Genomic DNA, 24,797 nt, shown 5'->3' on the forward strand with positions numbered 1-24,797 from the left:
TAACATGTGGTGGGTGATACTGGACTTGAACCAGTGACCCTCGCCTTGTAAGGGCGATGCTCTCCCAACTGAGCTAATCACCCGTATCTAAATAACAACACATTGCTGCGTTGTTGTGGGGCGCTATTATAGATAGAGTTGCAAATGTGTCAACACTTGAATGATAAAAATGTGCTGAATGAAGCTTTTATAAACAATACAGTGCGAGCGGTGTTCACTTTATCAACAAAGTAATATTAAACGAACAATTGTTAAGCTTAATGTTTATTTAAAGTCGGCGGTGTAGACTAAATAGATGTCATTAGTGGTCGGATAAACAATAAAATATTTATGTAATAAAAGGCTAACTTTCAATAATTGTATTGCGTGATACAAATTAGCGGGTAATAAAAGTTATTTAAAGTTTAACATGCCAATGAACAGCGCTTTTTTAGTAGTAAAACAGCATCAAGCTAATTTGCATATAAATGTATACCCTTTAAATCATATTCAAACTCATATTATCGGTTGAATAGGGTACTCAGTCGTATACATGTGGCGAGTACAACAACGTAAAGCGCAACGTGACATCTAAATTAGTATGAAAATCTGTTTTTTAGCACGTATGATAGCCAGTTTGTTGAAATTTAAACCATTTAAATAATGTCGCATAAAAAACTGTTGACTTTATTTTGGGGGGTGCATAGAATGCGCCCCGCACTAAGCGATACACGACGTGATTATCACCGAGCGTATTGAATAAGTTGGGGCTATAGCTCAGCTGGGAGAGCGCTTCGCTGGCAGCGAAGAGGTCTGCGGTTCGATCCCGCATAGCTCCACCAATTTTTAGTGTTTGTCCTAGGGTAACAGTTTTCTGTGTCCCCATCGTCTAGAGGCCTAGGACACCGCCCTTTCACGGCGGTAACAGGGGTTCGAATCCCCTTGGGGACGCCACTTAACTTTTTAGTTAAAGGCGGTTTTACCGAGAAAATAGCGTAACACATAAAGCTCGAGTCTTTATTTGTACTATACGCCATTACCTTAAAAGCTCAGGATGTGAGTAAAACTAATCGATTGTCCTAGTGATACATTTATGTGTCCCCATCGTCTAGAGGCCTAGGACACCGCCCTTTCACGGCGGTAACAGGGGTTCGAATCCCCTTGGGGACGCCACTTGCTTATTTTAAAATAGGGAAGTGCAGTGTTATTAAGCAGCTCGCCTGAAACGAGTCAAACCATTCAGTTGTCCTAGTGACACAGAAAATGTTTCTGAGAAGATAAGCCACTGCCTCGCAGGCTCGGCTCATCTTAAGCAGAAATAGCAAATCAGTGATTTGCAAACCAATTTCTGCGTCCCCATCGTCTAGAGGCCTAGGACACCGCCCTTTCACGGCGGTAACAGGGGTTCGAATCCCCTTGGGGACGCCACTTACTATTTTCATAGTCAGTGCAGTGTTATTAAGCAGCTCGCCTGAAACGAGTCAAACCATTCAGTTGTCCTAGTGACACATATTCTGTGTCCCCATCGTCTAGAGGCCTAGGACACCGCCCTTTCACGGCGGTAACAGGGGTTCGAATCCCCTTGGGGACGCCACTTACTATTTTCATAGTCAGTGCAGTGTTATTAAGCAGCTCGCCTGAAACGAGTCAAACTATTCAGTTGTCCTAGTGACACATATTCTGTGTCCCCATCGTCTAGAGGCCTAGGACACCGCCCTTTCACGGCGGTAACAGGGGTTCGAATCCCCTTGGGGACGCCACTTGCTTATTTTAAAATAGGGAAGTGCAGTGTTATTAAGCAGCTCGCCTGAAACGAGTCAAACCATTCAGTTGTCCTAGTGACACAGAAAATGTTTCTGAGAAGATAAGCCACTGCCTCGCAGGCTCGGCTCATCTTAAGCAGAAATAGCAAATCAGTGATTTGCAAATCAATTTCTGCGTCCCCATCGTCTAGAGGCCTAGGACACCGCCCTTTCACGGCGGTAACAGGGGTTCGAATCCCCTTGGGGACGCCACTTACTATTTTCATAGTCAGTGCAGTGTTATGAAGCAGCTCGCCTGAAACGAGTTAAACTATTCAGTTGTCCTAGTGACACAGAAAATGTTTCTGAGAAGATAATGCCACTGCCTCGCAGGCTCGGCTCATCTTACGCAGAAATAGCAAATCAGTGATTTGCAAACCAATTTCTGCGTCCCCATCGTCTAGAGGCCTAGGACACCGCCCTTTCACGGCGGTAACAGGGGTTCGAATCCCCTTGGGGACGCCATTTACTTTTTTAAGTAATGTGTAAAGAAGTGTTACATCACACTCTCTATACATAACGTTAACAAAAGACTAATATCTTTCGTACGCCACTTACTATTTATTAGTAATATAGCTTTTAATAAAAAGTATCTAGAATCAGTTTACCTGCATTTCCATCACTATTTCAAAATTATCCAGTGTAGTTAAAATCTAAAAATTAAGTATTTTATATAATAACTCCTAAATATTATTAGTTTTTTTCCTTTCTTTATATTCAGCTTAAATATACTTCGCCTATGTTAGGTTATACCAATTCGCTTAATTAAGCGGTCTATTTTGAGGCAGGAAAAACGGGGTGATAGCTAGGCAAAAAATTCGCTATTTAGTTGTTCTAAATGAGAATTTTTTAACACAGATAGCGACACGTTTAGCCCCGCAAAATGATTGAGTATTATTGCGGATTGGTATTACATATAAACGTCCAAATAAATAGGAGGTTATATGGCAAGTGGATGGGCACGCGATGGTGCAATTCAAGATCAAATCGACGCCAGCGTTAATGATGCTGTGCAATATGCTAGAAGTAATTTAGTTTCTGGAGCCAGTGCCGAGCTATGTGAAGAATGTGATGAACCAATACCACAGGCACGAAGACTTGCGTTACTAGGTGTTAAATATTGTGTAAGCTGTCAAGTTGAACTAGAAGGTAAAGGCGCGCTTTTTAAAGGGCTTAATCGGCGTGGCAGTAAAGATAGTCAATTACGATAAAAAAGGTGCATACAGCACCTTTTTTAATATCGTATCAGAGTGGAGCTTAAATAATTAAAAGGGTTAGTAAACCTATTAAATATATTTACTAAAATTTATTCATATTTTCTTTTTTCTGAATAAGTTCAATTGAGTAGCCATCTGGATCTTTTACAAACGCTATTTCTGTCGTGCCGCCTTTAACAGGTCCAGGCTCACGGCTAACATTGCCGCCAGCGGCCTTGATATCAGCACAGGCTTTATAGATATCATCAAACTCAATCGCGATATGACCATAGGCATTGCCTAAATCGTAGCTGTCGGTATCCCAGTTATAGGTCAGCTCTAGTACTGCTGTCTCTTTTTCATCGCCATAGCCTACGAAGGCTAGGGTATAGCGATACTCTTCGTTATCAGCACGGCGTAACTCTTTCATACCAAGTACTTGAGTATAAAACGCAATTGATTTATCTAGATCAGCAACCCGTAACATGGTGTGTAGTAAACGCATTTAAATCCTCTTTAAAATTCATATAAATTTTTATAACGCAGCTAGTTTTAACTACTACTGCTGCGCTGTTAAAATATCAATAATCCGATTATAAATTATTTCTGTGAGCATCACAGTATCATCGCCATTAGTATTTATAAACTGCACAACGACTTTATTAAAGTATATTTTTACTTTTGAACTTTGCCCTTAAGAACATAGATTTCACCATCAAAACTCCCTTGAATAGTCAAACCTTGTCCTGCTAGCTCTTTAAGGTACTCTATATGTTCCTCTGTAATATGCTGCCCAGGCACTAAAAGCGGAATACCTGGCGGGTAAGGCGTCACTAAACCTGCACAAATGCGATTATTACTTTTGCTAATAGGCACAGATTCTCGCTCACCATAAAAGGCGTCGCTTGGAATACAAGCAAGATCGATAGCGGGTAAATTCTCGGGTAAGCGAGAGCGTCTCATCGATGTGGCTAGTTTAACTCTACCACTGTCGAGTTTTTTGAGCGCATTGTAAAGACGAATTATTTTTGAGCGCGTACCACCAAGCGTCAGTAACACTAAAATAGTGCTGTGAGTGTACTTCTCTATTTCTAGGCCAATTTCATCCAGCAGGTATTTATGAATATCCTTTAATGAATAAGGTAATTCGCTAATATCGATGAGAATTTTTAGCGGATCGTGACCCATGTTATCACCACTAAAGTGCGGAAATATTTCCATAAAGTCTTGCTTACCTAGTACTTTAATTTGTTTGAGTGAAGCCATCTGTTGTTTAAATTCTTCCACATGGTTCAACAAAGCATTGAGTAACTTATAGCCTTCCATCTCTAATTGCTTTTGGCACACATCAAGCGACGCTATAAGCTGATATTTTGGCGATGTACTGGCGTAAATACTGTAAATCTCACGAAAGAAATCAGCATCGAAATCAGGGTCGTTAACATGAATATAAGACGCTTGAGAAAACGCCGATACCACTTTATGCGCCGAATGAGTGACGTAGTCAGCGCCAGCATGAATGGCGGAATAGTATCGTAGGCTTGGATGAAACAGCGAGTAAGCAAACCATGCCTCGTCAATAAATACTTTAATACCATGTTGATGGGCAAAATCGACCACCTGTTTCAGATCGCTCAGTAGGCCATCGTAAGTACAACCGGTGAGAACCAGCAATTTTGCATCGGTATTTTGTTCTATCGCTTGTTTTATATCGGCCAACGACGGCGGCGCAAAAATGCCATATTTAGGATTTAAAATACTCGACAAATAAACAGGTAAACTCGCTGATTGCAAAATGCCATAGTGCACAGATTTATGACAATTGCGGTCGATGATCACTTTATCGCCCTTACGCAGCAATGTCTGCAAGATGATTTTATTTGAGGTAGACGACCCATTGGTAACGAAATAGGTATGCTTGACTTCAAACGTCGCCGCTGCTGACTCTTGCGCACGGCCAATGGTATTGGTGCTATCTGATAATGATCCTAACGAATCAACAGAAACCGACAGATCGCCCACGAACACATTACGACCATAAAACTGATAAAAATCTTTAATATAAGGAGAATTTCTAAAGCTCGAGCCGCCACTGTGACCTGGTGTATGCCAAGAATCGTTTGCTTCGCCAACATAACGGCGATACGCAGTCCAAAATGGGGTTTCTGAGCGGTCATCGAAATCGTTGATCATATAGCCTAAAATTGCTTCAGGATCAGAAATTACCTCATCTTTAAAAAAGAAAGACTCAATCTCCTCCGACTCATTAACGATTTCTAGCCCCTTCGTATCATCGCCAATAACATAAACAGGCAGCTCAAGGCGGATCCCTTTTAACTGCTCGATAAAGCGACTATAAGTGCGTTCGCCAACCTTATTTTGCAAATCCCAGCTAAGCACTACAGCCTGAATATCACCATCTTCCTCTACAATGTCCAACGCTTGTTTTAGCTCAAGACGCTCAATAATATCGATATGAATATCATCTCGCTCAAAATTGACAATGGTCTTCGATAGATTCGTTGAAAGCTCTTGTAAGGTGACTGGATCTTGCTCAATTAACAAGATACGAAGTATTGGTAGCATAGGAATTCTCGTAATAAAATTTCATAATGCTCAACAGCATAACTAAAGGACTGACGCTTGTGAAATTAATACGTTGAAAATGTTCCAATAATTACGCCAAATCTCGAATAAACAAGAAATAATATTGAAATGCGAATTAATCATAGAGCTTATTTTTATAGGCCTAATAATGGCAAATTTATCATTAATAACTATCCAAAATGAACGTACTTTATCTACAGAGTCTAATCTGCTTTATCTTTAAACTCACATAAGTTTTCAATAATACAACTGCCACGCTAAGGTTTACATGCTACGTAGGTTTAACGGTCATGCAAAATGTTGGTAGTTACAACCCTAAATATCAAAGATAGAATGCTTGTATTAGGCTTCAGCGTAGCTTTTAGTTACAAAGTTAATCTGGTAACTCATATTACCTTGTGTTGTAGTCGCTATTAATTACAACACAAGATGGCGAATTATGTATGAAAGAAGATATTGCTGAGTTTAAAAATGAACTCCATGTAAAACTTTTACTCTGGAATAATCTAAAAAGTAAAAAAATTAAAGTCCTATTTATATTAATAATTTCCGCCTTAATCGGATTAAAGGTTTTTACCACTATGTTAACTTTTGATTGGCTTGCAGGGTTAATATGACCATTACTTTTCGCCCACTTAACAAACATGATTTTAACTATTCAAAAGTTATAGACCTTTTTTTCGAAGCTTTTCCAAAAGTTCAAAAACTACCAGAATGGGTTGTTAAATATAGGATGAGGAATGGAAAAAATGGCTTTGATGTTATTTATGATCATAATAAATGGGTTGGTTTTCTCTATACTAAAGAATATAAAAACATTGTCTGTGTAAAGTTTTTTGCGATATCTGAATTGCTCCGCTCAAGTGGTTACGGAAGCAAAGTAATGGATGCTATGAACGAAAAGTATTCGGACAAAAGAATTGTTCTAACTATTGAAGAGCTTGATGAAAAGAAAGAAAACTATCAACAAAGAGTCAAGCGCAAAGCGTTTTATGAAAAAAATGGGTTCAGATCTACCGGGTTTATTACAAAAGAGCCAGCTGAGCGGCAAGAAGTGCTTATACGTGGTGGCACTATCTCTCAAAAGGAAATAGAAGCTATGTACAAGCATTTTTTAGGAAGCTTATTGTTTTCTTTACTTAAAATCGAAGTATTAAAAATTGAATAGGAATACCGTCATTGGAATCTTGAATTCAAGTATTAAGTGCAATCATTATGCAGCCACCAGAACTTCTGATTGCCCGGTAAATAATTCATGAGGAGTTTTATACCCTCTTGTCTTTCTTGGCCGATGGTTGAGCTTATCAACTGCCGCCTGTATTTCTGACTCACTTAGCGCCATAAAGTCAGTTCCCTTGGGGAAGAAGCGCCTGAGTAAGCCGTTGGTATTCTCATTTATGCCCCTTTCCCATGATGAATATGGGTGAGCGAAATACACATCCGCTTCTAATTTTTGTGCAATATGCTCATGGTAAGCAAACTCTTTTCCATTATCTAAAGTCACGGTAATAACCTTATCTTTATATGGTGTCATACACTTTATCAGCGCATCAGCTGTTATTTGCGCATGTTTGCTTTCAATTCTGTGAACGATTGTATATAACGTTTTACGTTCAACCATTGTGACAAAGGCATTTTTACGCCCTTTGCCTATCACTGTGTCCCCCTCCCAATCACCAATCCTAGACTTTGCATCCACAATACTTGGGCGTTCATCAATACTGACTCGATTAACTATCTGCCCACGTTTATCGTAGCTTCCATAGCGTTTTTTATACTTTTTACATGCACGAGTGAGTGTCTTATGTAGTTCACCACCACGCGCCTTGTCCCTGTAAATATATTGATAAATCGTTTCATGATGTAAAACGACCTTTTTCTCTAAAGCTAAGCGACCTGCCACCTGCTCTGGCGAAAGTCCGTTAAGCAACAATTTATTAATCCATTCAGTAACTTCATCTGTTAACTTACTTGCTTTGAAAGATGATTTGCGTCTTTGCTCTGCAAAATTATTGGCTTAGTTAGGCCGATAGCCTTTAAGCCCTTTATTGCGTTTTAACTCTCTGGAAATGAGATGACGGTGAACGAGTTAGTTCATCAGCAATTTGTTTTTGGTTATTTCCTGCTTTTATTAACGCGTAAATCTGGTATCTTTCTTCTTGTGTCAGCTGTTTATATTTCATTAAAGCAATTTCCTTTGGCGAGAAAATGGCCGAATTATAACAGCTGGCCATCTAATCTGAGAAATTGCACTTATTATCCGAATTTAGGAATGTAATGATTAGTCATTAGCAGTTAAATAATGCATACAAACAACAAAGATAAAAACTTAAAGTTTACTTATTGGCTCAAAAAAGAATAAACATTACTCAGTCTTATCTTTAAACTCGCACAAGTCTTCAATAATACAGCTGCCACACTTAGGTTTTCGGGCAACACAGGTATAGCGACCATGTAAAATAAGCCAGTGATGTACGTCTACTTTAAATTCTTTAGGGACTACTTTTTCGAGCTTTTGCTCAACCGCGACTACGTCTTTACCCATGGCAAGCTTAGTACGATTAGAAACACGGAAAATATGGGTATCTACAGCTATTGTTGGCCAGCCGAAGGCGGTATTGAGCACTACGTTAGCGGTTTTACGGCCAACGCCAGGGAGCGCTTCTAGGGCTTCGCGGTTTTCAGGCACGATGCCGTTATGCTGATCAACCAATATTTGGCACATTTTGTATACATTGGCGGCTTTGGAATTAAATAAACCGATGGTTTTAATGTAATCACGCAGTGTATCGTGGCCAATATCTAAAATAGCTTGCGGTGTGTTAGCCACTGGAAAGAGTTTTCGGGTGGCTTTATTTACGCCTACATCGGTGGCTTGTGCAGACAATGTAACAGCAACTAGCAACTCAAACGGGCTTGAATATTCAAGCTCCGTTTCAGGATGTGGGTTGTCATCGCGCAAGCGCGTGAGTATTTGGTGACGTTTTTCTTTATTCATCTAACTTAAAACGCATTAGCTTTATTAAGTTAATGCGTTTTCCCCTTAAGTTAAGCTAGTAACACGCGCTCGCGGGCCTTTTTCAGCTTCTGGCGGCGTTACTTGTTTTGATTTTATTTGTGCATCAATGACGTTTTTAGCGGCGATCAACAGCCCAAGTCCTAAAAAGGCGCCGGGTGGTAATATGGCGAGTAAAAACTGGCTATCAAAGCTAAACACTTCGATACGTAAAACACTAGCCCAAGGGCCGAGTAATAAATCAGCGCCATCAAATAAGGTGCCTTGGCCAATCAACTCGCGCATTGCGCCAAGTACAACCAGTACCAGCATAAATCCTAAGCCCATCATTAAGCCGTCAAAAGCAGATAAATGTACTGGATTTTTAGATGCATACGCCTCAGCACGGCCAATAATGGCACAGTTGGTCACAATTAATGGAATGAAAATTCCTAGAGATTGATAAAGGCCAAAAGTGTAGGCGTTCATTAACAGCTGCACAATTGTTACAAAACCTGCAATAATCATCACAAACACAGGTATTCTAATATCTTTAGGTACCCAGTTACGCACAATTGATACGGTAATATTAGAGCCCACTAACACTAATAAGGTTGCTAATCCTAAACCGAGCGCATTAGTAATTGTGGAGGTAACAGCGAGTAAAGGACATAAACCTAGTAACTGTACTAAAGCGGGGTTATTTCCCCATAAGCCTTCTTTATAAAGGGTTTTTAATTCACTCATGGTGTTACCTCAGGGCAAGCATTCGCTGCTGCAAAAAGATCATCAAAGTTACTTTGTGCATACACTACCGCATTTTTAACTGAGCCAACTACAGCGCGAGGCGTAATGGTTGCGCCAGTAAACTGATCAAACTGACCGCCATCTTTTTTAACGGCCCAACGCGCGTCACTTTCGCTTTGTACTGTTTTTGAATTAAATGAGGTGATCCAGTCTGACTTTTTAATTTCTACTTTATCGCCCAAACCTGGGGTTTCTTCATGCTTAGTAACCCTTACACCAGCAACGCTGCCATCGCGATATACCGCGCTAAGTAAGTTTATATCGCCACTGTAGCCGCTAGGAGTGACATGACGAATGACTAATGCAACGGGTTCGTCATCTTTACGTGCACGGTAAATTACTTGGTTGTCGTATGGCCCCAGTAAAGGGTCTGATATGATCACACAATCTTGAGAAAGTTCATTAGTGTACTTACTGTGCGGTAATACTTCTTGTAACTGGTTAGTTAATTGCAGTTGCTCTTGCTCTGCAATTTTATCGGCCGTTAACGAGTTTATAGTGGCCACTAATCCTGTTGTAAGGAGTGCGAAACCGCATAATATTGCGCCATTTTTTACCATTGAAGAAATAATCATTTTACTGCTCCATGGCCATAAGTTCTTGGTTGTGTGTAGTAGTCGATAAGCGGTACTGCAATGTTGATCAGTAATACCCCAAATGCTATGGCATCTGGGAAGCCGCCAAAAGTACGAATTAAATACACAATTAAACCAATTGCGGCACCATAAATAAGGCGGCCTCGATTAGTGGTTGCAGCTGATACAGGGTCTGTGGCGATAAAAAAGGCCCCCAGCATAGTCGCACCACTAAATAAGTGAAACACTACACCCGGCTCTGTACCTGGCGAGGCAATATAACCAATTGCAGCGCATAGGCTTAAACTGGCAATAAAACTCACCGGTATATGCCAGTTAATCACTTTTGTTTTTAATAAATAAAGTCCACCGAGTAAAAAGGCTAAATTTACCCACCCCCAACCTAGGCCTACCCATTGATCAAATACAGGTTTTTGCATACTTTCAGAAACGGTTAGGCTATGAGCAATATCTGTTTTTAATGTATCAAGTGGGGTAGCCATGGTGCTGCCATCAATGCCCACCCTGAGTTGATCTAAGCTGTAACCTAATGCTGTAAAATCGCTAAATATTAGGCTTAGTTGCTGGCTAAAGGTGATATTTGTATCAAGTAACTCTGTAACTGGTAACCAGGCCGTCATTTGCACAGGGAACGACACTAATAAAAGTACATAGGCCGCCATTGCAGGGTTAAATAAATTAAAGCCCAAACCACCGTAAAGTTGCTTAACAATAACAATGGCAAATAAACACCCTATAACAATAATCCACCAAGGCGCTAAAGGCGGAATACTAATAGCTAGTAGCACGCCCGTTAGCCACGCACTACCATCGCTTAATGAAGGCCAAATAGAGCGCTTACGCATTAGCATAATGGCTGCTTCAAATGCGCTCACACACACTAATGCTAATAATAATTGGATAAGTACACCGGTACCAAAAAATATAACTTGTGCAATAACACCAGGAATACAGGCCGCAATCACAGTTAACATTAACCGTGTCACAGACTTGTGACTATGATTGTGGGGTGAACTGGCCATGGTTAGTTTCATGACTGATCGTTTCCTTCTTTTTGTTGCTTTTTAGCTTTAGCACGGGCAATCGCGGCAGCGACGGCAGCCTTTTTCTTTTCTTGAGCGGTTTGCTGTGAACCTTCTGAAGATTCATCGTTACCTTGTGGTTCAGCGTTTTCATTCTGTTGTGCTAATTCACTCGCTTGGGCGGCTTTTTTAGCTTTAGCACGGGCAATGGCGACAGCTACGGCCGTTTTTTTATCATCTGTAGTGACTGGCGATTCACTTACTGTGTCATCACTTGGCGCTTGCTCACTCGCTTGGGCGGCTTTTTTAGCTTTAGCACGGGCAATGGCGGCAGCTACGGCGGCTTTTTTATCATCGGCAGCCGGTGCTGGTGATTCACTTTCTGTGTCATCACTTTGTGCTTGCTCATTGGCTTGTGCTGCTTTTTTGGCTTTAGCACGAGCAATAGCAGCAGCTACCGCGGCTTTTTTATCATTGGCAGCGACTGGCGATTCACTTACTGTGTCATCACTTTGTGCTTGCTCATTGGCTTGTGCTGCTTTTTTAGCTTTAGCGCGGGCGATAGCAGCAGCTACCGCGGCTTTTTTATCATTGGCAGCAACTGGCGATTCACTTACTGTGTCATCACTTGGTGCTTGTTCATTGGCTTGTGCTGCTTTTTTGGCTTTAGCACGGGCAATAGCTGCAGCAACGGCTGATTTTTTATTATCTACAGGCTCGTCATCACCATTATTTTGTGCCTTTTGCTCTTTGTAAAGGCGAGCTTGTTCTTTACGTGCTGCGCGTTCTTTTGCAACTTCACTGTTATCTGGCTCGAGTTCGCCGCCTTGTTTTTTAGCTTTGGCGCGAGCAATTGCCGCTGCAACGGCTGATTTATTATCACTGTTACCGGCTTTGTCTTTAACCCGAGCAAGCGCATCAGCTACTTTTTGCTGTTCATCTGCGGTTTTTGCAGCAGGTTTGCGTTTGTGACGATTTTTTCGCTCTGCCTGTTCTTGCTCTAAACGGGCTTTACGTGCATCAAAGCGCTCTTTAGCGCGATCAGATTTTATCTTCTCGGCAATTTGCTCTTTAATCTCAACTTTTGCAACGCGATAATACTGCACGAGTGGAATTTCACTTGGACAAACATAGGCACACGCACCGCATTCAATACAGTCAAATAAGTTGTGTTCCTGAAGTTTGTCGTATTCTTTTGATTTAGCAAACCATTGTAATTGCTGGGGCAATAACGAGGCAGGGCAGGCATCTGCACAGGCACTACAGCGAATACAGGCTTTTTCTGGGCCAGGCTCTGCTAATTCATTGTGATCTGGGGCAAGTATGCAGTTTGTTGTTTTAACAACTCCAATACGAACCGTAGGTAAGGTAAAGCCCATCATAGGGCCGCCCATAACCACGCGCTGTTGTGGCACAGGTGAAAAACCTTGGTAATCAAGTAAGTGCTTAATTTCAGTACCTAGTAAAGCCCATACGTTGCCTGGATTATGTATAGTATTGCCCGTTACGGTAACAACACGTTCAATTAATGGTTTACCTTCGTATACGGCTTGCGCAATGGCGTACAAAGTACCTGTGTTATGCACTAAAATACCGATATCCGCGGGAATGCCCCCATTAGGAACTTCACGATTGGTGAGTAGTTTTATCAGCTGTTTTTCACCGCCAGAAGGGTAAACAGTAGGCACGGTTTGTATTAAAATATGCTCGTTATGCTTCGCCGCTTCTGTCATGGCTGTGATAGCCTCGGGCTTATTGTCTTCAATGCCAATAATACACAGCGTCGGATTGAGTAACTGCTGCATTAGCTCAATACCTTTGACTATTTCAGCGGCGTGCTCACGCATTAAGGTATCGTCAGCCGTGATATAAGGTTCACACTCAACCGCATTAACAATCAAAAATTCAATAGGTTGTTTAATATCAGCTTTTACATAGGTTGGGAAGCCTGCGCCGCCCATGCCAGAGATCCCCGCATTATGTATAACATCAACCAGTTCATCATGTGATGCTGTTGCTGGATTTGTAACAGGCGATAACTCACACCAGGTATCGTTGCCATCGGGTTCAATAATAATGCTTAATTCAGGTAATGCCGAAGGATGCGCTGATGGCATAGGCGTAATATCAATAATAGTACCTGATGTAGGTGCATGTATTGGCACCGACCAATTAGCTGATGGCTTTGTTAACGCTTGGCCTTTTAACACGTGCTGGTTTTTTTCAACTATTAATTTACCACTAGCGCCAATGTGCTGCTTTAAAGGCAGAACAAGTTTTTCAGGCAAAGGGAGTCTGGCTATAGGCGCACTATTAGATAATGATTTCTGCTGAGGAGGATGTACGCCGCCAGGAAATGCCCAAACGGTGCCTTTTTTTATTTGTTCAAGTAACTTTTCCACTCAAACCTCTAATCTATTTGGGTAACAGGAATAGCGTCTAATTGCCATTTCCAGGTTTGTTTTGTTGGTGCAACAGGTAGCATGTCAATACAATCGACCGGACAAGGTTCAACGCACAAATCGCAGCCAGTGCATTCGTCAATTAGAACGGTATGCATTTGACGTGTTGCACCCACAATGGCATCAACAGGGCAGGCTTGAATACATTTGGTACAGCCAATACATTCGTCTTCGCGGATATACGCCACTGTTTTAACCGGATCTGCTTGTTCGCCGCCGGCTAACGGTTTCGCTTCAACACCCATCAAATCGGCCAATTTTTTAACTGTGGCATCACCACCGGGTGGGCATTTATTTATTTCATCGCCATTGGCAATGGCTTCTGCATAAGGACGACAGCCAGGGTAACCACATTGGCCGCATTGTGTTTGCGGTAAAATGGTGTCGATTTGTTCTACAACAGGATTACCTTCAACTCGAAAGCGTACTGCTGCAAACCCTAAAATTAATCCGAAAATTAACGCCAGCAAACCCAGCGCTATTAAAGCGTACAACAAGGTCATATTAAAACTTCACTAATCCAGTAAAACCCATGAAGGCCATTGACATTAAACCTGCCGTTATCATTGCGATTGAGGCACCTTTAAATGGGGTTGGTACGTCTGCTGCGGCTAAACGCTCGCGCAATGCAGCAAATAAAACCAATACTAATGAAAACCCCACCGCAGCACCAAAGCCATAAACGGCCGATTGTAAAAACGTGTGATCTTCTTTGATATTTAATAAAGCAACACCCAATACCGCACAGTTAGTAGTTATTAAAGGTAAAAATATTCCCAGTAACCGGTAAAGCGTTGGACTGGTTTTTCTGACAACCATTTCAGTAAATTGTACAACAACAGCTATTACTAAAATAAAGCTCATTGTTTTGAGATAGGTAATATCCAATGGTAATAAAATATACTCATTTACTAAATAGCTGGTCACAGAGGCAAGCGTTAGCACAAAGGTAGTTGCCAAAGACATACCTATGGCTGTGTCAAGTTTCCCAGACACACCCATAAACGGGCAAAGGCCTAAAAATTGTACTAATACAAAGTTGTTGACTAACACTGTTCCAATTAATAACAAGACGTATTCTGTCATGTGTGCCTCACGCTAATAAAATCCCGTGTATTATCCTTTTTTCTACTGTGATTAACAACACGTTGAGTGATTATCAGTTAAATAAACAACGTTAAATAATGGGCTAATTGTAAAGGGTTAAAATCAAGGGACATTGCAATTAAAAAACTGTCAGCATTTTAACGGCTGATGGCTGATAAAAGCACAGTTTAGAATGTAAAAAAGAGCATTTATGCTCTTTTTTACATTCATAGGGGAGGTTAGATATCTTTGGGTTTTTCAATGTAGTAGCCTTGAACACCGTCAAGGCATAACGTTTCGACAATATGTTTTTCTTCTTGGCTTTCGACGCCCTCAGCAAAAACACTCACGCCAATTCGGTGAGCAAGGTCAACCATTAAACGCATAAAGTACTGGTTATTTTTATCGTCTTCTAAACCTCGGGTGTAACTTGCATCCATTTTAATAAAGTCTGGTTTTAAGTCCCTGAAAAACTTAAATGAGGTGAGTCCAACGCCAAAGCGCTCAACAGTGACTCTGGCGCCTACGCGATGCACCATATCAATAAAACGTTTACTCGCTTTAATATTTTGTTGCAGACCAAATTCACTTACTTCAAAAATTAATTTTGAAGTGATGTGGGTGTCTTTGAGTAAACGGCGCTCCAACCAGATCATAAACTGATCACTGTGTGCACTTGAAGGGGTAATATTTAGGCCAAAATATTTTTCAGATAAATTACTCGATTTTATTTTTTCTAAAGACGAGTCTATGATCAACTTGTCAATTTCTATCGCCATATCAAGCTTTTCAGCCATTGCTAAAAATGAAGCTGTTGGTAGAGCTTGCTTTTCTTCTGTTTTGAAACGAGCTTGAATTTCAGCGTAGGCTTTAATGCTTTTGCCTAATGGCATAATGTTTTGAATTACTAAATGAACGCTTTTAGATTCAATGACTTCATTAATCACTTTTCGCCAGTTTTGATTACCAAACCCTGCGCTTACATTATTAACAAGATCAGTATCACGTTGTACATGCCACGCATTAACTTGTTTTGATTGGGCCATACTCATCGCGTTATCCACAATAGAAAGTAACTCTCCTAGTGGTTTAGCTTTTTCGTAACCCACAATACCTGTGTTAGCAACTGAGGTAAGTTCTTGGTTTTGCATGTGTTGGGTAAAGCGAGATTGTAAGTTTTCACCAAACCTTTCAGCTTCTTTTAGCGGTGTGTTAGGTAAAATTATAATAAAATCAGAACTGTTAACCCTAAAAACTTGACTGTTTGAATAGGTCCCACTGATATGTTTTATTATATCTGCCACTGCTTTGATGTACTCGTCGCCTTTTTGATAGCCTCGGCTTTGATTAATTGATTGTAATTCACTACAGCGAACCAATGCTAAAGAACCAAACGTACTTACTTCGGCGTTTTCAATATTTTTTTCGTAGTAATCAACAAACATATTGCGATTACCCAAACTCGTGACACCATCTTTGTAAGCCTCACGTTTAATACTGTGTGCTGCATTTTTCATATCGTCGTTTTTATTTTTTAAAAAATACGACAAACGGTTAAAACTAGGAACTAAATTTTTCCCTAATTTTTCTAATTGGCTTGGATCAAATTGGGTTGCAAAATCATCGTCAAGTTGATTTTGGTTTATATATATATCAATTGCATCAGCAACTGCCATGTACACATTGTCGTTAATGTTTTTAACAATAGTTTTCATTAATAAAATAGGTATTAATGTAAGTAAAGTGCTAATTGTAAAAAGGATAAAAAAGTAGGTTTGAAACTGCTCGCCCAAATGAGTCATATTTAATTTAAACGCAACTTTTATATCAGCATTATTATTAGTTGCGTACTGCAGACGGACAGAGTTTAAATTAGACTGGACAAACTGAGCTAGGAAAGGGAGCTCGTGTGTATTGCTAACTGAAAACACTTCAGTACCTTGGTAGTCACTTAAGGTAAAACTTGAAAATGTTTCACTAACGTTAAGGGTACTTTTTAGGTTTTCTATTGGGATATCTGTTGCCGAAAGGTTTTTTATATACTGCTCAACAGTTGCTTGTGCATTTTTTTGAGCATTGCCAATGGCATTATCAAAATTTTGGCTAATAAAATAACTGCCGGCGGCCATGAGTGCCAACCAAGCAAGCAGTTGTATAAAAATAAGTTTTTTGAAAGCTGCCATTATTTAATCTTTTTATTTCAAATGGGGGAGGACAGAACCTCATGATTAATAAAACTAATTATAACCCGATATAAACAGTTATAAAATGGTTAGTTTTTTAAGCAATAAGTTTTTTATTATAAGGATGGTAGAGTAAATTAAAGGGTATGTCTATGGGGTTACAGTAAATTGGCTCCCCCTCCCCGACTCGAACGGGGGACCTGCGGATTAACAGTCCGTCGCTCTAACCAACTGAGCTAAGGGGGAACTAAAATAAACTTATTACGACTTGGCTCCCCCTCCCCGACTCGAACGGGGGACCTGCGGATTAACAGTCCGTCGCTCTAACCAACTGAGCTAAGGGGGAACTACATCGTAAACATAAACTTGGCTCCCCCTCCCCGACTCGAACGGGGGACCTGCGGATTAACAGTCCGTCGCTCTAACCAACTGAGCTAAGGGGGAATCGTTTATGGCTGAAAAACTTGGCTCCCCCTCCCCGACTCGAACGGGGGACCTGCGGATTAACAGTCCGTCGCTCTAACCAACTGAGCTAAGGGGGAAGCGTCTTGCCTTTCAACGGGGCGAAATATTAATGACCGCATAGCAAAGTGTCAACATATAAAAGATCATAAATTCAAAAAAGGGGGCTATTCGTTGTTTTTATGTGCAATCTGCGCGTTTTGTAACACTATTTAAGTAAAGCGCAGTGATATTGTTTTATAAAAACAGGGTAATATTTGAATGAAGTTTGTAATTTGAGCTAATAAGGAGATGAGTAAAATTTAAGAAAACGGCTTTTAATAGCAAAAATGCGTTCTATTTCCTGTATTTTTATAAAGCGATAATTAAGTTCTTTAAAAAAAGGGCTCCTTTTTATTTGTGGTACTCTAAAACGGTTGAACTAAATATGTATTAGTTACGTAAACTAAAGTTAGCGCTAAAACATAATACAAATGTTGACTGCAGTAGCAATGCTTTGTACAAAAATAAAACAATCAATGAGTTACCTACCTGTTTGAGTGTGTTACTTACTGATATTTGCCTAAGAAAATATTACCTTCATACACATAACAGGGGCATACAATGCTGTTTGCATCTTGGTAACAGAAAAAACCAAATAATCTGATAATTTAACACCCCGTTGTAGCCCTTTATAAACGTGGGGTTGATTGAGTTATCCACGGTTTCTGTGGATAACTCTGTTTATGAAACTTTAAGAACATCAGCACCCCCAGCATTGTAGGGCGCTACAACGATTTCAAGTATTTAAAAGCTTTTTTTTTATATATTTAAAAACAATAGCTTACGATTCAGCTAAGTTACTCACTTAATCGATAAATAAAATTTTTCGTGACGATAAATCACAGTCTCTGACTGTGTGATAAATCAACAAAACCTAAAAAATAAATGTTGCAAAAGTTGCATAAATGTATTCTATTTGGTTTTTAGTGTGTTAGCGCGAAATTTGTTTACAAAGGCATAAAAATAACAGTTTGTAGATTAAACGTTTAATTAATTGTTTAGATTTAATAAAGCATGGCTTGAACAGCTAGGATGCTTTAAAATATGCCGTTCAGTAAAAGAGGCTTATTTATTTTATGCGCGCACATTCTCAATCACATACTCGCCCTGATTTACTCACCGCTCCAATCTTGCCTACACTAAAGAAAATGACCATTCCGATGATCTTTGGGATGATAACCCTAATGATGTTCAACATAGTTGATACTTTTTTCATTAGCTTATTGGGTACAGAGCCGCTTGCTGCAGTGAGCTTTACATTTCCCGTCACTTTTACCGTTATTAGTTTAGCGATTGGTTTAGGTATAGGTACCTCAGCGGTAATAGCAAAAGCATTAGGCAGTAACAATATTGAAGAAGCGCGTTTTGATGCCAGTATATCGTTGTTGATTGCGGTGGTATTAGTGTTGGTTTTATCTACGTGTGGCTATTTATTAATTGATCCTATTTTTACTTTACTCGGAGCTGGGGAGCAAGTATTACCGCTCATTCATGAATATATCAGTATTTGGTTTTTAGGCAGTGTATTTTTAATTACCCCGATGATTGGTAATTCTGTACTGCGTGCCAGTGGCGATACTAAAACACCGAGTATTATTATGGGTGGAGCGGGGCTTATTAATGCGGTACTCGATCCTGTACTTATTTTTGGTTTTGGCCCCATTCCTGCGTTTGGCATTAAAGGAGCCGCCATCGCCAGTGTTATAGCATGGGCAGTTGCTGTGGCAATTATTTTATACTTATTAATTGTTAAAAAGCGCTTACTGAGTTTAAAAGCAGGGTCGCAAACGGTTATTGGAGCGATCCGTAAAATATTAAAAATAGGCTTACCCGCAGCAGGTGCTAACATGCTAACACCGGTTGCTATGGCAGTAATGACGGCATTGGTTGCACATCATGGTCCAGAGGCTGTGGCTGCTTTTGGAGTAGGGAGCCGAATAGAATCAATAGCGAGTTTGGTGGTGTTAGCGCTTTCTATGACTTTGCCGCCATTTATTAGTCAAAACTTTGGAGCCAGTCATTTTTCTCGCGTAAAGGATGCCTACCTAGGAACCTTAAAATTTGTGATGTTATGGCAGTTTGTTATTTATATTTTATTAATTATGTTATCTGGCGTCATTAGTGAAATATTTGGTAAAGAGCAAGCCGTTGTTGATGTCATAAAACTGTTTATTTATACCATTCCATTAAGTTATGGCTTGCAAGGAGTGATCATTTTATCCAACTCCTCGTTTAACGCTTTACACAAACCCATGAACGCCTTAGTTTTGAGCGTCATTCGGTTATTTATTTTTTATGTTCCCTTTGCGTATATCGGGAATGAACTGGCAGGCTTAATTGGCTTGTTTATTGGCGCGGCCATTGGTAATTTATTCACAGCCCTTGTAGCTTACAGGTGGTTTATGAAAGAAATTGAAGCGTTAAGTAGTCAGGCATTACAGGAGTGTAGTCATTGAGCGATCATTTTCAGTTAGTATCAAAATTTAAACCCGCTGGGGATCAGCCTACCGCTATTGCTCAGTTGTGCGAAGGTTTAGAGGCAGGGCTTGCTCAGCAAACCTTATTGGGCGCAACAGGGACCGGTAAAACCTTCACTATGGCTAATATCATCAGTGATTTAAATCGTCCTACTATTATTATGGCGCATAACAAAACCTTAGCAGCACAGCTATATGGTGAGATGAAAGAGTTTTTCCCACACAATGCGGTTGAATACTTTGTATCTTACTACGATTACTACCAACCTGAGGCTTATGTGGTAGCCAGCGATACGTTTATTGAAAAAGACGCATCCATTAATGAGCATATTGAGCAAATGCGACTCAGTGCCACTAAAGCGCTTTTAGAGCGACGCGATACCATCATTGTTGCCTCAGTATCGGCGATTTATGGTTTGGGCGATCCTGATTCATATATGAAAATGATGCTGCTTTTAAAAGTAGGTGAAAAGGTTGATCAACGTGACATGTTGCGTCGCCTAGCTGAGTTGCAATATACACGCAACGATATTGATTTTAGTCGCGGTACGTATCGTGTTCGCGGCGAAGTGGTTGATATATTCCCTGCTGAATCAGATACCTATGCAGTTCGTGTAGAAATGTTTGATGATGAAGTTGAACGCCTAAGTATTTTTGACCCGCTAACCGGTGCAGTAGAAAAGCACATAGTGCGTGCGACCATTTACCCTAAAACTCACTATGTAACACCACGAGAAAAAATTCTCGAAGCCATCGAAAAAATAAAAGTTGAGCTTAAAGAGCGCAGAGCACAACTACTCAGTGCTAACAAATTAGTTGAAGAGCAACGTATTGCCCAGCGTACCCAATACGATATAGAAATGATGACCGAGCTCGGTTATTGCTCAGGCATTGAAAACTACAGCCGTTACTTATCGGGGCGCACGCCAGGCGATCCACCGCCAACATTGCTTGATTATTTACCTGACGACGCATTAATGATTATTGATGAATCGCACGTAACCGTATCGCAAATTGGTGCAATGTATAAAGGCGACAGAAGCCGTAAAGAAAATCTTGTTGAGTATGGTTTTAGAATGCCCTCGGCAATGGATAACCGTCCACTGCGTTTTGAAGAATTTGAGGCCATTGCACCGCAAACTATATATGTATCGGCCACACCAGGTGATTTTGAATTAGAGCGCAGCAATGGCGAGGTTGCTGAACAAGTTATTCGTCCAACCGGCTTACTTGACCCATTAATAGAAGTGCGCCCGGTTGGCGATCAGGTTGATGACTTACTCTCAGAAATTTATAAATGTGTTGAAAAAGGCGAGCGCGTGTTAGTAACAACACTGACCAAACGCATGGCTGAGGATTTAACTGATTATTTAAGCGAACATAATGTAAAAGTACGCTACTTACACTCTGACATAGACACCGTAGAGCGGGTCGAAATTATTCGTGATTTACGTGCCGGTGTATTTGATGTGTTAGTAGGCATTAACTTACTACGTGAAGGCTTAGATATGCCAGAAGTGGCACTAGTTGCTATTTTAGATGCCGATAAAGAAGGCTTTTTACGCTCAGCTCGCTCGCTTATTCAAACCATAGGCCGTGCTGCGCGCCACCTTGATGGTCGTGCTATTTTATACGGCGATAGAATTACTAAGTCGATGGCTAAAGCCATTGATGAAACCCAGCGCCGCCGCGATATACAACATGCTTATAATGTTAAGCACGGAATTGAGCCTAAAGCGCTGATCAAAAAGATACTCGATGTGATGGACGTAGGCCAAGATGCTTCAGCACAAGATAACTTACAGCTTATTCGTAAAGAGTCTAAAAAAATGCTTAGTGCGAAAGAAATTGCTACGCAAATTAAGCAGCTAGAAACCAAAATGCATGCCTACGCCAGTGATTTAGAATTTGAAAAAGCCGCCTCTGTACGCGACGAAATACATGAGCTACAACAACAGTTGATTAATTAAATGACAATCGATTTTACTCCTCTTATTAATGCATTAGCAGACACGCCTTTTGCAGATAACGAATTATGCCGCGTATTTCATGGTCGCGGCCACAGCGTAGAAGCGCTAAGCCATCTTAACTTAGACTTTTATCCACCGAGTTTGTTTTTGGTGTCATACAGTGAAATTGATGAGTTAACACTCACTACGCTCACCGATACGTTATGGCAGTGGGCACAACAACATCATCCAGAGCTAATTACTGCATTGGTGTATCAGCAGCGAGCGGGGCTACAAAGTCATAACACCCTAGTGCATGGGCAATTGCCCGCGCGCCATAGCGTAGCCGAAAATGGTGTGCGTTTTTTGGTTGATTTAATGAGTAAGCAAAACACCGGTATTTTTCCTGATATGCGAAAAGGCCGTGAGTTTGTCATGCACAATAGTAAACATGCCAAAGTACTTAATCTGTTTTCTTATACTTGTGGTTTTTCGGTAGCGGCTATGCACGGCGGTGCCGATCATGTGATGAACATGGATATGAGCAAAGGCGTGTTAAAAGTCGGTAAGCAAAACCATCAACTAAACAATGTTGATAGGGGCGTCAGTTTTTTACCGCATGATATTTTAAAGTCGTTTGGTAAGCTAAAAAAAGCCGCACCGTTTGATTTAATCATTGTTGATCCACCCAGCTTTCAAAAAGGCAGTTTTATATTAACTAAAGACTACCAAAAAGTGTTGCGCAGACTTCCTGAGCTTTTAAACGATACTACACAGCTGTTGTTATGTGCTAATAGCCCAGAGCTTTCAGAAAACGACTTTAAAGCACTTATTCAAGAACATACTCAAGGTGCTATAGAGTTTGTTAAACGCCTAGAACCGACTGATCGCTTTATTGAAATTGATAGCGATAAAAGCTTAAAAGCATTTGTGTACAAAACAAAAACATAGTGAGTTAAATGAAACTGAGTAAACGTTTAAACGCCATCAATTCATTAATTACAGAGCCTTACGATATTGTTTGGGATTGTTGCTGCGATCATGGCTTTTTAGGGATGGCGTTACTTGAGCGCGGTATAGCAAAACATATAAATTTTGTGGATATTATTCCAACGTTAATGGAAGCGCTCGAACAGTCGCTGCAACACTTTGAGCAAGGTAAATTTTTACCTTCATGGCAAGTGCGCTGCGAAGATGTTGCGCAAATTAAATTGCCAACAGCTGCAAAGCAAGTGGTGGTTATTGCTGGTGTGGGGGGCGATTTATGTTTAAAGCTTATTGAACAAATTATTGCCAACAACCCGCAAAGCTTGCACCAACTCAGTTTTATTATTTGCCCCATTCAGCATCTTTACAAAGTGCGCGCAGGTTTAAAAGCCTGTAATTTAAAGCTCGAAAACGAGCAAATTATTGTTGAAAACAAACGTTTTTACGAAGTATTACACGTTAGTGTAAATGCCAGCCAAACACTCACTCAAACCGGTGCTCAAATGTGGGATAAACACAATCCACAACATCATCAATATCAGCAGCAATTGCTTAACCATTATACTCGAATGCTCAATAAAGATAGACTTTACTATCAAAAAGTTATAACAGAGTATCAACGAGTATTTGAATGCTAAATACTCCTGTCAGTGTGATCGGTTTTTGTGATTAACTACGTAAAGTGCTTCATAGTTAATATCTTGCCATCAGGCGGATTTATTTGGTTTAAATATGTCAGATAAAAATATAAAAATTGAGCCATTACTAGGCGATGGGCAAAAGTGGCAACACAGTTACGAGCAACCGATTTCGTATGCGCCGTTAGTACAACTGGCCAATAATAATTGGATTGTTCCCCAGCATTTTTTACGTTACAAACATACGCTAGCCAGCGTTAATGAAGTGCTTAACGACATTAGTTTTTCTACTCACTTTAGTGTGTTAGCTGCAGAAAAAAACAGTGATATTTATCTGCAAGTGGCGGTACTTAGTCCAGATAATTACCGTGCTGAGAACAAAGCAAAAAAGTTACTGTTTGGTCGTCGCTGGCCGGTAGAGCAAAATTTGCCAACCTCAGAGCTTATTCAAACAGCATTTTTAGCTCTTAAAGTGGCACGTGAGCATGAAGTAAGAGAGCTTTTTCAGCTGCAACACCAAGAGGCAACTAGCACGCCGTTTAACAATCATCATGATTTACCCGTTATGGCGCAAAACCCTGAACTTGTTAAAAGCACATCGTTTAAAAATATTCCATTGAACGACCTGATAGAGCGCCTGGTGTTTGCGGATAATAAAATTGCGCTAATTAACTGCCAAGCCATAATCACCGGCGAGCAGGTGTATACGGTTAAACTGCATTGCGATAGTTGTCAGCTAAGCGAATTTAATAATAAAACCTTGTCATTTTTAGCACCTGATGCAACAACCAACAGCTTTTTACATAGCTTTATTGCCGCACTGGTTGCTGTAAGTAACGAGTATGTGAGTGAGCATTTTAAATACCAAGGCTTTGCGCGCTTTAGTAAACATGTTCAAGCTGAGCTGGTAGGGGAGCTGAGTATTGCCATGCGTTCACCTAGTTCAGTTAGTTTGTGTTCTATGGGTAAGCAAGAAGCGAATCAGTTAAACTTTGAAATAGACAGTGGCAGAGCACCTCAAGGGTGTGGTCAAGCCATTGGCGGGTTTTTAGCTGCTCATGGTATAGAACAGCCAGAAAACGCCCATTTATACCCTAATTATTTATAACTAAGGTATGGCTATAGTTTGTTTATTTCTTGTTTTACGCTATAGCTTGAGTCGGTAACAATCGCTTCAAGTGTTTGTACTCGCTGTTTGAGTTCAGTCACTTGCGCGGTTACTTCTGCTAATTGCTTATGAGCATCTTGATTGTTGTCTTGAACTTTATGTTTAAATTCAAGGTGCTTTTTGTACATATCGTAAATAACCCCTGAGCCCACAGAAATAAGCACAATAAGTACAATCATTGTAGTGCCAGACATAATCACTTCCTTTATTTTGTATTAAGGCTAAATTATAACCATAATTAAGCGCCAATAAAGCTAATTAATTGTAACTTTATTTGTATTTATAATGATAAACCATTGTTATTGTTTGTGCCGCCACCATATACTAGGTAGTTATTTT

19 protein-coding genes, 13 tRNA genes and 1 pseudogene are annotated in these 24,797 nt (G+C 40.3%); 16 read left to right on the forward strand and 17 right to left on the reverse strand.

Features of this window, described 5'->3' with window-relative positions; genetic code table 11:
* Positions 1-7: 7 nt before the first annotated feature.
* Positions 8-83, reverse strand: a tRNA-Val gene (locus KG708_RS01755).
* A gap of 662 nt (positions 84-745) precedes the next feature.
* Here KG708_RS01755 and KG708_RS01760 point away from each other — a divergent pair.
* From KG708_RS01760 to KG708_RS01800, 9 genes are all read left to right on the forward strand, one after another.
* Positions 746-821, forward strand: a tRNA-Ala gene (locus tag KG708_RS01760).
* 36 nt (positions 822-857) lie between these two features.
* A tRNA-Glu gene (locus KG708_RS01765) sits at positions 858-933 on the forward strand.
* Positions 934-1,076: 143 nt separating this feature from the next.
* Positions 1,077-1,152: transfer RNA gene (locus KG708_RS01770), tRNA-Glu, on the forward strand.
* Positions 1,153-1,331: 179 nt separating this feature from the next.
* Positions 1,332-1,407, forward strand: a tRNA-Glu gene (locus tag KG708_RS01775).
* Between the two features lie 90 nt (positions 1,408-1,497).
* Positions 1,498-1,573 (forward strand) — tRNA-Glu (locus KG708_RS01780).
* A 90-nt stretch (positions 1,574-1,663) separates the two neighbouring features.
* A tRNA-Glu gene (locus KG708_RS01785) sits at positions 1,664-1,739 on the forward strand.
* 179 nt (positions 1,740-1,918) lie between these two features.
* Positions 1,919-1,994, forward strand: a tRNA-Glu gene (locus KG708_RS01790).
* 176 nt (positions 1,995-2,170) lie between these two features.
* Positions 2,171-2,246, forward strand: a tRNA-Glu gene (locus KG708_RS01795).
* A gap of 479 nt (positions 2,247-2,725) precedes the next feature.
* Positions 2,726-2,992, forward strand: a complete 267-nt coding sequence (locus KG708_RS01800; RefSeq protein ID WP_213607831.1) for a DksA/TraR family C4-type zinc finger protein — start codon at positions 2,726-2,728, stop codon at positions 2,990-2,992.
* 88 nt (positions 2,993-3,080) lie between these two features.
* Here the strand turns inward: KG708_RS01800 and gloA are convergent, their stop codons facing one another.
* Together gloA and KG708_RS01810 are read right to left on the reverse strand one after the other, a co-directional pair.
* Positions 3,081-3,482 (reverse strand): lactoylglutathione lyase, encoded by a 402-nt coding sequence (gloA, locus tag KG708_RS01805; RefSeq protein WP_213607832.1) that lies wholly within the window; start codon positions 3,480-3,482, stop codon positions 3,081-3,083.
* Positions 3,483-3,652: 170 nt separating this feature from the next.
* Complete coding sequence (locus KG708_RS01810) at positions 3,653-5,563, reverse strand: aminotransferase class V-fold PLP-dependent enzyme (RefSeq protein WP_213607833.1); 1,911 nt, start codon at positions 5,561-5,563, stop codon at positions 3,653-3,655.
* A 464-nt stretch (positions 5,564-6,027) separates the two neighbouring features.
* Here KG708_RS01810 and KG708_RS01815 point away from each other — a divergent pair, with 464 nt between their 5' ends.
* Positions 6,028-6,201, forward strand: a complete 174-nt coding sequence (locus tag KG708_RS01815; protein WP_213607834.1) for a hypothetical protein — start codon at positions 6,028-6,030, stop codon at positions 6,199-6,201.
* Positions 6,198-6,752 (forward strand): GNAT family N-acetyltransferase, encoded by a 555-nt coding sequence (locus KG708_RS01820; protein WP_213607835.1) that lies wholly within the window; start codon positions 6,198-6,200, stop codon positions 6,750-6,752. The genes KG708_RS01815 and KG708_RS01820 overlap by 4 nt, the downstream gene beginning before the upstream one ends.
* A gap of 45 nt (positions 6,753-6,797) precedes the next feature.
* Here KG708_RS01820 and KG708_RS01825 read toward each other — a convergent pair.
* The 13 genes and pseudogenes from KG708_RS01825 to KG708_RS01885 form a co-directional block, all read right to left on the reverse strand.
* Positions 6,798-7,767, reverse strand: a pseudogene (locus KG708_RS01825) (IS30 family transposase).
* 182 nt (positions 7,768-7,949) lie between these two features.
* A complete protein-coding gene (nth, locus tag KG708_RS01830) occupies positions 7,950-8,582 on the reverse strand; it encodes an endonuclease III (RefSeq protein ID WP_213607836.1) in 633 nt (210 codons plus the stop codon).
* 45 nt (positions 8,583-8,627) lie between these two features.
* Complete coding sequence (locus KG708_RS01835; protein ID WP_213607837.1) at positions 8,628-9,326, reverse strand: electron transport complex subunit E; 699 nt, start codon at positions 9,324-9,326, stop codon at positions 8,628-8,630.
* Entirely contained in the window at positions 9,323-9,961 is a 639-nt protein-coding gene (rsxG, locus tag KG708_RS01840; protein ID WP_213607838.1) for an electron transport complex subunit RsxG, read from the reverse strand. The genes KG708_RS01835 and rsxG overlap by 4 nt, the downstream gene beginning before the upstream one ends.
* The gene (gene rsxD, locus KG708_RS01845) at positions 9,958-11,016 is read right to left on the reverse strand and encodes an electron transport complex subunit RsxD (RefSeq protein ID WP_213607839.1); all 1,059 of its coding nucleotides are present in this window, start codon (positions 11,014-11,016) and stop codon (positions 9,958-9,960) included. The genes rsxG and rsxD overlap by 4 nt, the downstream gene beginning before the upstream one ends.
* Positions 11,013-13,406, reverse strand: coding sequence for an electron transport complex subunit RsxC (rsxC, locus tag KG708_RS01850; protein WP_213607840.1), 2,394 nt, complete (start codon positions 13,404-13,406; stop codon positions 11,013-11,015). Before rsxC ends, rsxD begins: the two co-directional genes overlap by 4 nt.
* Before the next feature lie 8 nt (positions 13,407-13,414).
* Positions 13,415-13,969, reverse strand: coding sequence for an electron transport complex subunit RsxB (rsxB, locus tag KG708_RS01855; RefSeq protein ID WP_036982152.1), 555 nt, complete (start codon positions 13,967-13,969; stop codon positions 13,415-13,417).
* Position 13,970: 1 nt separating this feature from the next.
* Positions 13,971-14,552 (reverse strand): electron transport complex subunit RsxA, encoded by a 582-nt coding sequence (rsxA, locus tag KG708_RS01860; RefSeq protein WP_008115244.1) that lies wholly within the window; start codon positions 14,550-14,552, stop codon positions 13,971-13,973.
* Positions 14,553-14,791: 239 nt separating this feature from the next.
* Positions 14,792-16,735 (reverse strand): GGDEF domain-containing protein, encoded by a 1,944-nt coding sequence (locus KG708_RS01865; RefSeq protein WP_213607841.1) that lies wholly within the window; start codon positions 16,733-16,735, stop codon positions 14,792-14,794.
* A gap of 169 nt (positions 16,736-16,904) precedes the next feature.
* Positions 16,905-16,981 (reverse strand) — tRNA-Asn (locus tag KG708_RS01870).
* A gap of 23 nt (positions 16,982-17,004) precedes the next feature.
* Positions 17,005-17,081 (reverse strand) — tRNA-Asn (locus tag KG708_RS01875).
* Between the two features lie 21 nt (positions 17,082-17,102).
* Positions 17,103-17,179, reverse strand: a tRNA-Asn gene (locus tag KG708_RS01880).
* A 21-nt stretch (positions 17,180-17,200) separates the two neighbouring features.
* Positions 17,201-17,277, reverse strand: a tRNA-Asn gene (locus tag KG708_RS01885).
* Between the two features lie 1,038 nt (positions 17,278-18,315).
* On the opposite strand from KG708_RS01885, the gene KG708_RS01890 reads away from it, so the two are divergent.
* The 5 genes from KG708_RS01890 (at position 18,316) to KG708_RS01910 (ending at position 24,398) form a co-directional block, all read left to right on the forward strand.
* Positions 18,316-19,695: an MATE family efflux transporter gene (locus KG708_RS01890; protein WP_213607842.1), complete on the forward strand. Its 1,380-nt coding sequence runs from the start codon at positions 18,316-18,318 to the stop codon at positions 19,693-19,695.
* Positions 19,692-21,686 (forward strand): excinuclease ABC subunit UvrB, encoded by a 1,995-nt coding sequence (gene uvrB, locus KG708_RS01895; RefSeq protein WP_213607843.1) that lies wholly within the window; start codon positions 19,692-19,694, stop codon positions 21,684-21,686. The genes KG708_RS01890 and uvrB overlap by 4 nt, the downstream gene beginning before the upstream one ends.
* A complete protein-coding gene (locus tag KG708_RS01900) occupies positions 21,687-22,616 on the forward strand; it encodes a class I SAM-dependent methyltransferase (RefSeq protein WP_213607844.1) in 930 nt (309 codons plus the stop codon). It abuts the gene before it with no gap.
* 8 nt (positions 22,617-22,624) lie between these two features.
* Positions 22,625-23,290 (forward strand): tRNA (adenine(22)-N(1))-methyltransferase TrmK, encoded by a 666-nt coding sequence (locus tag KG708_RS01905; RefSeq protein ID WP_213607845.1) that lies wholly within the window; start codon positions 22,625-22,627, stop codon positions 23,288-23,290.
* 94 nt (positions 23,291-23,384) lie between these two features.
* Entirely contained in the window at positions 23,385-24,398 is a 1,014-nt protein-coding gene (locus KG708_RS01910; protein WP_213607846.1) for a hypothetical protein, read from the forward strand.
* A gap of 11 nt (positions 24,399-24,409) precedes the next feature.
* Here KG708_RS01910 and KG708_RS01915 read toward each other — a convergent pair whose 3' ends face one another.
* Entirely contained in the window at positions 24,410-24,652 is a 243-nt protein-coding gene (locus tag KG708_RS01915; RefSeq protein ID WP_013465274.1) for a hypothetical protein, read from the reverse strand.
* Positions 24,653-24,797 lie beyond the last annotated feature (145 nt).

The sequence above is a fragment of the Pseudoalteromonas sp. genome (assembly GCF_018402495.1).
Taxonomy (GTDB): domain Bacteria; phylum Pseudomonadota; class Gammaproteobacteria; order Enterobacterales; family Alteromonadaceae; genus Pseudoalteromonas.

Excerpts from the sequence above, each read along its gene's own strand:
- KG708_RS01800 (WP_213607831.1), top strand. The coding sequence starts at position 2,726 with ATGGCAAGTGGATGGGCACGCGATGGTGCAATTCAAGATCAAATCGAC.
- gloA (WP_213607832.1), bottom strand. The coding sequence starts at position 3,482 with ATGCGTTTACTACACACCATGTTACGGGTTGCTGATCTAGATAAATCA.
- KG708_RS01810 (WP_213607833.1), bottom strand. The coding sequence starts at position 5,563 with ATGCTACCAATACTTCGTATCTTGTTAATTGAGCAAGATCCAGTCACC.
- KG708_RS01815 (WP_213607834.1), top strand. The coding sequence starts at position 6,028 with ATGAAAGAAGATATTGCTGAGTTTAAAAATGAACTCCATGTAAAACTT.
- KG708_RS01820 (WP_213607835.1), top strand. The coding sequence starts at position 6,198 with ATGACCATTACTTTTCGCCCACTTAACAAACATGATTTTAACTATTCA.
- nth (WP_213607836.1), bottom strand. The coding sequence starts at position 8,582 with ATGAATAAAGAAAAACGTCACCAAATACTCACGCGCTTGCGCGATGAC.
- KG708_RS01835 (WP_213607837.1), bottom strand. The coding sequence starts at position 9,326 with ATGAGTGAATTAAAAACCCTTTATAAAGAAGGCTTATGGGGAAATAAC.
- rsxG (WP_213607838.1), bottom strand. The coding sequence starts at position 9,961 with ATGATTATTTCTTCAATGGTAAAAAATGGCGCAATATTATGCGGTTTC.
- rsxD (WP_213607839.1), bottom strand. The coding sequence starts at position 11,016 with ATGAAACTAACCATGGCCAGTTCACCCCACAATCATAGTCACAAGTCT.
- rsxB (WP_036982152.1), bottom strand. The coding sequence starts at position 13,969 with ATGACCTTGTTGTACGCTTTAATAGCGCTGGGTTTGCTGGCGTTAATT.
- rsxA (WP_008115244.1), bottom strand. The coding sequence starts at position 14,552 with ATGACAGAATACGTCTTGTTATTAATTGGAACAGTGTTAGTCAACAAC.
- KG708_RS01865 (WP_213607841.1), bottom strand. The coding sequence starts at position 16,735 with ATGGCAGCTTTCAAAAAACTTATTTTTATACAACTGCTTGCTTGGTTG.
- KG708_RS01890 (WP_213607842.1), top strand. The coding sequence starts at position 18,316 with ATGCGCGCACATTCTCAATCACATACTCGCCCTGATTTACTCACCGCT.
- KG708_RS01900 (WP_213607844.1), top strand. The coding sequence starts at position 21,687 with ATGACAATCGATTTTACTCCTCTTATTAATGCATTAGCAGACACGCCT.
- KG708_RS01905 (WP_213607845.1), top strand. The coding sequence starts at position 22,625 with ATGAAACTGAGTAAACGTTTAAACGCCATCAATTCATTAATTACAGAG.
- KG708_RS01910 (WP_213607846.1), top strand. The coding sequence starts at position 23,385 with ATGTCAGATAAAAATATAAAAATTGAGCCATTACTAGGCGATGGGCAA.
- KG708_RS01915 (WP_013465274.1), bottom strand. The coding sequence starts at position 24,652 with ATGTCTGGCACTACAATGATTGTACTTATTGTGCTTATTTCTGTGGGC.